The sequence below is a fragment of the Bacillus litorisediminis genome (assembly GCF_022808645.1).
In the GTDB taxonomy this organism is placed as follows: domain Bacteria; phylum Bacillota; class Bacilli; order Bacillales; family JC228; genus Bacillus_BF; species Bacillus_BF litorisediminis.
The window spans coordinates 19,232-27,706 of sequence record NZ_JAKZKT010000045.1 but is presented as its reverse complement, the minus strand read 5'-3'; the positions used below and the strand labels follow the sequence as shown (position 1 = coordinate 27,706).

The window sequence follows — 8,475 nt, the reverse complement described above, 5'->3', positions numbered from 1 at the left end:
TTCGGTTCATGCGAACCGAAATCCTATCCGGTATTAGCCCCGGTTTCCCGGAGTTATCCCAGTCTTACAGGCAGGTTATCCACGTGTTACTCACCCGTCCGCCGCTAACCTTTGGGAGCAAGCTCCCTCAGGTCCGCTCGACTTGCATGTATTAGGCACGCCGCCAGCGTTCGTCCTGAGCCAGGATCAAACTCTCCATAAAAGTGTTTGATATAGCTCTTAAAAAAATAGAATTAACGTTGACGCTTTTCTTTGTTCAGTTTTCAAGGAACAATATATATCATGCTGCCTTTCAAAGAGATGAAGAATTTCTTCTACAAACAAACTCTGTTCAAGGAGCAAGATTTCATAGTATCACAGAATCGAATCTGTGTCAACGAAATTTTTAGACAAAAATTGGAGCGGGTGATGGGAATCGAACCCACGACAACAGCTTGGAAGGCTGTGGTTTTACCATTAAACTACACCCGCATTAACAAGACAAATATAACGATAATGTTTCAACCCCAAACTGAGGTCAAATCGGGAAGACAGGATTCGAACCTGCGACCCCTTGGTCCCAAACCAAGTGCTCTACCAAGCTGAGCTACTCCCCGGTATAAAACAATAAAAAACCTGTATATGGCGCGCCCGACAGGAGTCGAACCCATAACCTTCTGATCCGTAGTCAGACGCTCTATCCAATTGAGCTACGGGCGCCTTTGGTGCGGCCGAGAGGACTTGAACCTCCACGGGGTTAACCCCCACTAGGCCCTCAACCTAGCGCGTCTGCCATTCCGCCACGACCGCATTATTCAATTGCAGCGACAAAGATAATCATATCACAGATTACCTAATTCAATCAAGTGGAAATTAGTGGTGCGGGTGAAGGGACTTGAACCCCCACGTCATAAAGACACTAGATCCTAAGTCTAGCGCGTCTGCCAATTCCGCCACACCCGCAAACATAAAAATGGCTGGGCTAGCTGGATTCGAACCAGCGAATCACGGAGTCAAAGTCCGTTGCCTTACCGCTTGGCTATAGCCCATTGAATAAACAACATCATTTCTCCATATATACTGATGCGATACCTTTACAAATATGGCGGTCCGGACGGGACTCGAACCCGCGACCTCCTGCGTGACAGGCAGGCATTCTAACCGACTGAACTACCGGACCAATATATCATTTAATCTTTCATTATTTAAAATAAAAAGTGACCCGTACGGGATTCGAACCCGTGTTACCGCCGTGAAAGGGCGGTGTCTTAACCACTTGACCAACGGGCCATGTCAGGCTATTTTCTGGCGGAGAAGGAGGGATTTGAACCCTCGCGCCGCTTACGCGACCTACACCCTTAGCAGGGGCGCCTCTTCAGCCACTTGAGTACTTCCCCAAGAATTGAAGAATGGCTCCGCAGGTAGGATTCGAACCTACGACCGTTCGGTTAACAGCCGAATGCTCTACCACTGAGCTACTGCGGAATATTTATCATAAACTATGTCTTTCTAATCGACTCTTTACATTATAAAGACGTCTGATTTAGCTGTCAAGATGGCCCAGAATCTACCATACAGGGGCACATCTTTCTAAGTTACTCTCATCAGACAGGAATATAATATATCAAAACCATAATCAGATGTCAACCTTTTTTTAGCCATTTTATTGCAAAGTATCTCTTCCAATATATATTAATTTTCCCCTGCATATGCCGCACACGTATTTTTTCGTATCCACTTTCCGCTTTCTTTTATATAACTTTCCGCATTTTTCACAGCGATATAATTGTAAGGTTTGTTTTTGCTGTTTAAAGGGTAAAGGCTGACAAAATCGAGGTGCACCTACATTTTTCATAAGCTTTTTAAAATCTGCGTCGCGGTGTTTGTATCCCTTTCCCTCTAAATGAAGATGATAGTGGCACAGCTCGTGTTTGATAATCCCCACTAGTGTCTCCATTCCAAATTCATCGTAATATTTTGGATTAATCTCTATATTATGCGACTTTAATAAGTATCTTCCACCAGTTGTCCGCAGACGATTATTAAACAAAGCAGAATGCGAGAACGGTTTTCCGAAGAAGCTGTCTGATATTTCTTCAACTAACTGTTGCAGATCTTTGTTATTCACGGATATCACCTATAAAAGTTTACTAAGAAAACGAAAGTTCTCGGAACATGACAACTTATAGCAGCATACATTATTTATTACTTATTACTTTGAATCGGGAGGAGAAAACAGATGCCAACCTGGTTCCAAAAACAGATGAAGAGAGCATTCTATGAAAAAAATCGCTATCAGATTAAGGTTTTAAATCAGTGCTGGTTTTTCTATCAGAAGAAATTCGGAGAATCGTCTTCATAATTATTCGTTTGATTACCTGTTTTTTTGGCCACATAGCGAGAGTCTATTCTTTTACTTTTCTACTTATTATATCAGGGCAACTTTGGAACCATACCGCTTTTGACAACTTGGTATAGTTTATTCCAAAGTCAGCCCTTTTCTATTAATTACGGTTTCAACATGGTTAAAGCTACACGGCCTTTCTTAAGATCGACGGAGTCAACCCAGACCGTAACAATATCCCCGACTGACACAACATCAAGCGGATGCTTGACAAATTGGCGGCTCAGCTTGGATATGTGAACTAATCCATCTTGTTTAACGCCAATATCTACAAATGCTCCAAAGTCCACTACATTCCGGACTGTTCCTTGCAGCTCCATTCCTTTTTCTAAATCTTCGAGCTTTAAAACGTCTGTTTTTAATATAGGTTTTGGCAAATCATCTCGCGGATCCCTCTCAGGACGAATAAGTGCTTCACAAATATCCTTTAAAGTAATAGCTCCAATTCCTATTTCCTCAGCCATATTCTCAATAGAAATAGACTTGATTGCTTCCTTCAACTCTTCAGTTCCAATATGCTGTTCGGTTAGCCCAAGCTTCTTCAGAAGTATTCCCACTTCTGAATAGGTTTCTGGGTGAATGGGTGTTCTGTCTAATGGATTTACTCCATCAGGTATTCTTAAAAATCCAATACATTGCTCATATGTTTTCGCCCCAAGCCTAGGGATCGTTTTTAGTTCTTCTCTTGATGTAAATTTACCTTCCTTCTCCCGCTGCTTCACAATATTTTGTGCAACCGTTTTTGAAAGTCCGGACACATATTGCAAAAGGGAAGGAGAGGCTGTATTCACATTAACTCCAACCTGGTTGACAACCGTTTCCACTACAAATGTAAGACGTTCATTTAATTTCTTTTGTTGGACATCATGCTGATATTGACCTACACCCACAGATTTGGGGTCAATTTTAACAAGCTCTGCTAATGGGTCCTGCACACGCCGCGCAATCGATACGGCTGATCTTTCTTCGACTTGAAGATCAGGAAATTCCTCACGGGCAAGATCCGATGCTGAGTAAACACTTGCACCTGCTTCATTGACAATAAGGTATGGGATTGAAATAGAATGTGTTTTCAGTAATTCAGCGATAAATTGTTCTGTTTCCCTTGAAGCTGTCCCGTTCCCAATCGCTATAATTTGAACCTTAAAATCTTGAATAACCTTTTTTACTTTTTCAATCGCTTCATTTTTTTTGGAAACAGGAGGGTGAGGGTAGACTACCCCTATGTAAAGAACTTTGCCTGTTTCATCAACTACGGCCAATTTACATCCGGTCCTGTAAGCAGGGTCAACTCCTAACATGACACTTCCTTTTAAAGGAGGCTGAAGGAGCAGATTCCTAAGATTCTCAGAGAAAATGTTTATCGCCCGTTCTTCAGCTTTTTCTGTCAGTTCATTTCTGATTTCTCTTTCAATGGAAGGCTGAATTAAGCGTTTATATCCATCTTCCGCGGCTGCTTTAACATATGGTGCAGTAACGGAGGAGTCATCTTTGACCCAGGCTTTATGGATATGTTCAAGAATTTTATCAATATCCGATTTTATTCCCACTCTAATAATTTCTTCTTTTTCACCGCGATTAATGGCAAGAATTCGGTGGGGAACAATTTTTGAGACAGGCTCTTCATATTGGTAGTACATTTCATAGACGCCTTTTTCATCCTTCTCCTGATCCTTGACAGCTGTTTCGATGATGCCACGCTGGAATGTTTCGTTACGAATCCATTTTCGTAAAGAGGCTTCATCCGATATCATCTCTGCAATAATATCTTGAGCCCCTTGAATCGCTTCCTCAATAGTAAGAATTTCTTTTTCTTCCGATAGATATTGCGACGCCTCTGCCTCTACTTCACCAGCAGCAGGGAATGTTAACATCCAATTCGCAAGTGGTTCTAACCCTTTTTCCTTCGCAACTGTTGCGCGGGTTCTTCTTTTTTGTTTATAAGGTCGATATAAATCTTCTACCTCTTGAAGCTTGTTCGATTTTAAAATAGATTCCTTTAGCTCAGGCGTTAATTTATTTTGCTCTTCAATTAATCGAATGACTTCCTCTTTACGCTTCGCCAAGTTGTCCAGGTACGTCCACCTTTCCGTAATGGCTCGAATCGCGACCTCGTCTAATGACCCGGTTGCTTCCTTCCGATAACGCGCAATAAAGGGAACTGTATTTCCTTCTTCAATGAGTGACATCACACTTTTTACTTGAGATACACGAACTTTGAACTCTTTTGCGATTATTTCATATAAGTCGGTTCCCAGCTCTTTCACTGTGCTCAAATACAAAACCTCCATTTACTATGAATACTAACATTGTATCAAAAATCTCTTCATTGATTCGTTGATCTTTGAAGTAAAATTTTACTGCAGCGTTAACTCCGCCACCTGTTTATCAAATCAAAAAACCAAGGCCTTTGCTACAGCCTTGGCATGTTGATTACGTTTAATGCAGACTGCCGATCAGGAATGTTGTGTCGTCCCGGTTATCGACAATCTCAATTAAATTCCGGTAAATATAGCTCAAAGGAATGTTCATTTTGACATACTTTTTCCTGGCCAGCTCATGTAAACCATCTGTGTGGATAAAAAAGCGCGAGGGAACATCATACTTATAAGTTTGTGTGATAAACAATTGATTTTTACCGGACAGATAGCCATAGACAGGTAAAGGATAAATAATCGTCCCATCTTGTTTCAAAAAATAGAATTTAACATTACCGACACTGCTATACGTAAACTCTTTTTTTACATAGTCAATTTTTATAACAGATACTGCGGCACCTCTTTTATTTAACAGCGCTTGATTACATGCCTTCATAATCGTTTCCACATCGTTTTGCCTGTTTTGTTTAGCAGCCTCAATTGCGGCCTCAGCAGACTCATTCGCAAAGATGCCGCTGCCCAGCCCATCTGCGACAATCGCAAAAAATCCAGTTTCGTCCGAAAAATAAAAAAAAGCGTCTCCACAGTAGCTTTTTCCTTCTTTTTTCGATTGAAAAGTATACAATTCAATGTGTTCATCTTTTAGATGGGTCAAGACTTGTCACTCCGAATCTAGAAAGTCTGCACTTATGGCTTCTTGCAGTTTTTTGATGGCTCTGCGCTGCAGCCTGGAAACATGCATTTGAGAGATATGCAGCTTCTCACCCGCTTCTTTCTGACTAAGGTTCTCTAAGAATGTATATTGAATAATGAGCCTTTCCCGTTCTGTCAGAACATGAAGCACTTTTTCGAGTACTAATTTTTGCTGTACCTTTTCAAACCCATCATCCGGTTTTCCTACTAAATCAAGAAGTGTGACAGTTCCTCCATCTGAGTCAGCCTCAATTGTCCGATCGATTGATAAAGCCTGATAACTTTTTCCCATTTCCATCGCTTCTAATACTTCTTCTTCCTCAACATTTAATATCTTAGCAATTTCCGCAATTTTAGGGGACCGCTCTAATTCATTCGTTAACTGTTCAACCACTGCTTTAATTTTAGGTCCGAGTTCCTTAATTCTTCGCGGTACATGTACACTCCATGTTTGATCACGCAAAAACCTTTTAATCTCCCCAATAATAGTGGGAACAGCAAAAGACTCGAAACTTTTATTGAATGTTTCATCATACCGCTTAATGGCTCCTAATAATCCTATCATTCCTACCTGAACAATATCTTCATGGTATGAACTGCCTTTCGAGTATTTCCTTGCGATGCTTTCTACCAGAGCTTTATAGTGCTGCATTAAATGATCTAGTGGCTCGTCATCTTGTTTCTTCTGATAATCGTGAATCCACTTAATGATTTGCCTTTTTTCTACAGTTTTAAGTTGAGATTGATCTGGCATCCCTTTCCACCTGCTCTCCCTCGAGGTACTTCGTCATTAGGACAGTCACCCCATCTTGCTGGTGAATTTGAACATGATCCATTAGTGTTTCAATTAAATAAAGACCTAGTCCGCCTTCACGCAATACCTCTACACTTGTGGAATTTGTCTGCTGGTAAGGACCCGTTTCCCCTCTTACTTTTTCTAAATCGAACGTTTTCCCTTTGTCTGAAACAATAACCTCCAGACGGTCCGTAAAGATGGCAAACCCAACTAAAACTTCTCCGACTTCAGACGACCGATATGCATGTTGAACGGCATTAGTTACAGCTTCGCTTGTGGCAATTTTTAAATCCTCAATCTCATCGTAAGAAAAACCCATTCGACTTGCGATACCTGAAAGAGTCAGGCGAATAACTCCAACGTACTCTGGCTTAGACGGAATCTTCATTTCCACGTATTCATATTTATCATTCATAAGGTTCCACCCTCTGCACGACTTTCGATATTCATGATGTCAGCTAAGCCCGTTATCGTAAACAGCCGTTTCAAACGGTCCGATAGTCCAACTAATAAAAGAGTCCCATCATTTGATCGGACATTCTTATAAACGCCTACAAAAACGCCGAGCCCAGTACTATCCATATATGATACATTCCCTAAATCAACAATAATATGAACACCCTTTTTCTCAGATAAGGGAAATAGAATTTCACGTAATTTTGGTGCTGTATATGCATCAATCTCACCGCCAACTAGAACGTGATCTTGATGACCCATTTGTTTGACATCGATCGCTATATTCATCAGCTTGCCACCCTCTTTAGCGTTCTCTATTATTCCTTACCCGTTACTTTTGCAGGTCAAACCTTTCTTTTTAAAACAATCAAAGTAAAATCATCACGCAGTTCAAAGTCCTGAAGTTTTTCTAGTTTTTTATAAATTTGGTTCACCATTTCTTGTGCAGGCAAATGCATATATTTTTTCATAGAGGCAAGTAGCGTTTCCCGTTCAATAAAATGATCGTCAATCCTGCATTCTGCTACACCGTCAGACAAAAGAATGATCATATCATTCGGCTCAACGGTTCTAACATATTGTTTATATTTCGTATAACGGTTTACACCAAGCATTAAACCTCTTGCTTCTAGTTCTTCAAACCTATCATCATTGGAATGGTAGTAAAACCCCGGTTCGTGTCCAGCAGAAGCATAGGTGAAACTATGTGTGCTGGGGTTATACATTCCATAGAACATCGTAATAAACATGCTTGGGTCCACGTTTTTTTCTACAATACGGTTCAGGTTTTCTAGCACATAACTAGGATCCGGCCGATGCTCAGGCAAAGAATCCATAGCGTATTTAATCATCGACATACAAAGAGCAGCTGGGATTCCTTTTCCAATAACATCCGCAATCGCTATACTAACACAATTCGTCTCATCATGAACAAAGTGGAAATAATCTCCATTCATATGCCTTGCAGGTACACTAATAGCCCCAATATCCAAGAACTCGATTTGAGGTATTTCGGTGTCTAACAGAGACTGTTGCACATTCGCGGCAATTTCCATTTCCGTTTTAAATTCAGCCTGTTTATCGCGCAAGCTCAGGTATTCACGATAAGCAATACCATATCCCAACATTACCTCTATCAATAAATCAAAGGAGCGAATAAAATTTTGGCCGCCGCTTGTCATTAATTCAATTAAACTGTTTCTATGAAAACCAACGATTTCTTCCGGAGATATTCCTCGTTCAATCGCTTTTTTACTATAATTTTGTGCTAGATATAAGGCTGCTTCTGTAGGTTCTTTTAGGAAATCTTGCAATATCGATTTATATTGCAGCTCTAAATCATCTCGGAAGCCCATCTTTTTTCCTCCTAACGAAGCCACTTAATCACTTCAATGCGCGTCCCTTTCCCGACATCAGAGTCAACCGTAAAATAATCCATTAATCTTTTTACACCAGGTAATCCTGCCCCTAAACCCCCTGATGTCGAAAAACCGTCTTCCATCGCCTTTCTAATATCAGGAATTCCTGGTCCTTCATCCTGGGCTACAATTTTTAGCCCCTCTCTTCCTACACTATTAATCTTTTGTAGGTGGATAGTTCCTTTTCCAGCATATAGATAAATGTTACGTGCTAATTCACTTATCGCGGTCGTGATGCGAGCTTGGTCAACTGTACTAAATCCAATCTCTTTAGCAAGTTCACGCCCTAGCTGGCGAGCCGCTACAATGTCCCATTCATTGTCAATTTGAACATAGGACTGGTTCGCCATA

The 8,475-nt window shown here is 40.9% G+C and carries 9 protein-coding genes, 10 tRNA genes and 1 rRNA gene; 1 reads left to right on the top strand and 19 read right to left on the bottom strand.

Annotation, left to right across the window (positions count from 1 at the left end):
• The 12 genes from MLE14_RS18250 to MLE14_RS18195 form a co-directional block, all read right to left on the bottom strand.
• A 16S ribosomal RNA gene (locus MLE14_RS18250) occupies positions 1-202 on the bottom strand; the annotation flags it as partial.
• Positions 203-397: 195 nt separating this feature from the next.
• A tRNA-Gly gene (locus tag MLE14_RS18245) sits at positions 398-471 on the bottom strand.
• Between the two features lie 51 nt (positions 472-522).
• Positions 523-596 (bottom strand) — tRNA-Pro (locus MLE14_RS18240).
• A gap of 26 nt (positions 597-622) precedes the next feature.
• Positions 623-699: transfer RNA gene (locus MLE14_RS18235), tRNA-Arg, on the bottom strand.
• Positions 700-702: 3 nt separating this feature from the next.
• A tRNA-Leu gene (locus tag MLE14_RS18230) sits at positions 703-789 on the bottom strand.
• A gap of 67 nt (positions 790-856) precedes the next feature.
• Positions 857-942, bottom strand: a tRNA-Leu gene (locus MLE14_RS18225).
• Positions 943-953: 11 nt separating this feature from the next.
• Positions 954-1,028 (bottom strand) — tRNA-Gln (locus MLE14_RS18220).
• Between the two features lie 54 nt (positions 1,029-1,082).
• Positions 1,083-1,159: transfer RNA gene (locus MLE14_RS18215), tRNA-Asp, on the bottom strand.
• Between the two features lie 38 nt (positions 1,160-1,197).
• Positions 1,198-1,269: transfer RNA gene (locus tag MLE14_RS18210), tRNA-Glu, on the bottom strand.
• A 16-nt stretch (positions 1,270-1,285) separates the two neighbouring features.
• Positions 1,286-1,376, bottom strand: a tRNA-Ser gene (locus MLE14_RS18205).
• Between the two features lie 13 nt (positions 1,377-1,389).
• A tRNA-Asn gene (locus MLE14_RS18200) sits at positions 1,390-1,464 on the bottom strand.
• 178 nt (positions 1,465-1,642) lie between these two features.
• Positions 1,643-2,107 (bottom strand): SprT family protein, encoded by a 465-nt coding sequence (locus MLE14_RS18195; RefSeq protein ID WP_243299869.1) that lies wholly within the window; start codon positions 2,105-2,107, stop codon positions 1,643-1,645.
• A gap of 111 nt (positions 2,108-2,218) precedes the next feature.
• On the opposite strand from MLE14_RS18195, the gene cmpA reads away from it, so the two are divergent.
• The gene (gene cmpA, locus MLE14_RS18190) at positions 2,219-2,341 is read left to right on the top strand and encodes a cortex morphogenetic protein CmpA (RefSeq protein WP_243299868.1); all 123 of its coding nucleotides are present in this window, start codon (positions 2,219-2,221) and stop codon (positions 2,339-2,341) included.
• Between the two features lie 146 nt (positions 2,342-2,487).
• Here the strand turns inward: cmpA and MLE14_RS18185 are convergent, their stop codons facing one another.
• The 7 genes from MLE14_RS18185 to MLE14_RS18155 all read right to left on the bottom strand — a co-directional run bounded on the left by MLE14_RS18185 (position 2,488) and on the right by MLE14_RS18155 (position 8,474).
• Positions 2,488-4,659: a Tex family protein gene (locus MLE14_RS18185; protein ID WP_390629167.1), complete on the bottom strand. Its 2,172-nt coding sequence runs from the start codon at positions 4,657-4,659 to the stop codon at positions 2,488-2,490.
• 163 nt (positions 4,660-4,822) lie between these two features.
• On the bottom strand, positions 4,823-5,416 hold the full coding sequence (locus MLE14_RS18180) for a SpoIIE family protein phosphatase (RefSeq protein ID WP_243299866.1): 594 nt from the start codon (positions 5,414-5,416) through the stop codon (positions 4,823-4,825).
• 6 nt (positions 5,417-5,422) lie between these two features.
• The gene (gene sigB, locus MLE14_RS18175; RefSeq protein ID WP_243299864.1) at positions 5,423-6,208 is read right to left on the bottom strand and encodes an RNA polymerase sigma factor SigB; all 786 of its coding nucleotides are present in this window, start codon (positions 6,206-6,208) and stop codon (positions 5,423-5,425) included.
• Positions 6,186-6,665, bottom strand: coding sequence for an anti-sigma B factor RsbW (rsbW, locus tag MLE14_RS18170; protein WP_243299862.1), 480 nt, complete (start codon positions 6,663-6,665; stop codon positions 6,186-6,188). The genes sigB and rsbW overlap by 23 nt, the downstream gene beginning before the upstream one ends.
• Positions 6,662-6,994 (bottom strand): anti-sigma factor antagonist, encoded by a 333-nt coding sequence (locus tag MLE14_RS18165; protein ID WP_243299861.1) that lies wholly within the window; start codon positions 6,992-6,994, stop codon positions 6,662-6,664. Before MLE14_RS18165 ends, rsbW begins: the two co-directional genes overlap by 4 nt.
• Positions 6,995-7,050: 56 nt before the next feature.
• Positions 7,051-8,061 (bottom strand): PP2C family protein-serine/threonine phosphatase, encoded by a 1,011-nt coding sequence (locus MLE14_RS18160; RefSeq protein WP_243299860.1) that lies wholly within the window; start codon positions 8,059-8,061, stop codon positions 7,051-7,053.
• 11 nt (positions 8,062-8,072) lie between these two features.
• The gene (locus tag MLE14_RS18155) at positions 8,073-8,474 is read right to left on the bottom strand and encodes an anti-sigma regulatory factor (RefSeq protein ID WP_243299859.1); all 402 of its coding nucleotides are present in this window, start codon (positions 8,472-8,474) and stop codon (positions 8,073-8,075) included.
• Position 8,475: the final 1 nt, after the last annotated feature.

What these genes read in the sequence shown, in the direction of transcription:
- cmpA (WP_243299868.1), top strand. Translation starts at nt 2,219, where the DNA reads ATGCCAACCTGGTTCCAAAAACAGATGAAGAGAGCATTCTATGAAAAA.
- sigB (WP_243299864.1), bottom strand. Translation starts at nt 6,208, where the DNA reads ATGCCAGATCAATCTCAACTTAAAACTGTAGAAAAAAGGCAAATCATT.
- rsbW (WP_243299862.1), bottom strand. Translation starts at nt 6,665, where the DNA reads ATGAATGATAAATATGAATACGTGGAAATGAAGATTCCGTCTAAGCCA.
- MLE14_RS18165 (WP_243299861.1), bottom strand. Translation starts at nt 6,994, where the DNA reads ATGAATATAGCGATCGATGTCAAACAAATGGGTCATCAAGATCACGTT.
- MLE14_RS18160 (WP_243299860.1), bottom strand. Translation starts at nt 8,061, where the DNA reads ATGGGCTTCCGAGATGATTTAGAGCTGCAATATAAATCGATATTGCAA.
- MLE14_RS18155 (WP_243299859.1), bottom strand. Translation starts at nt 8,474, where the DNA reads ATGGCGAACCAGTCCTATGTTCAAATTGACAATGAATGGGACATTGTA.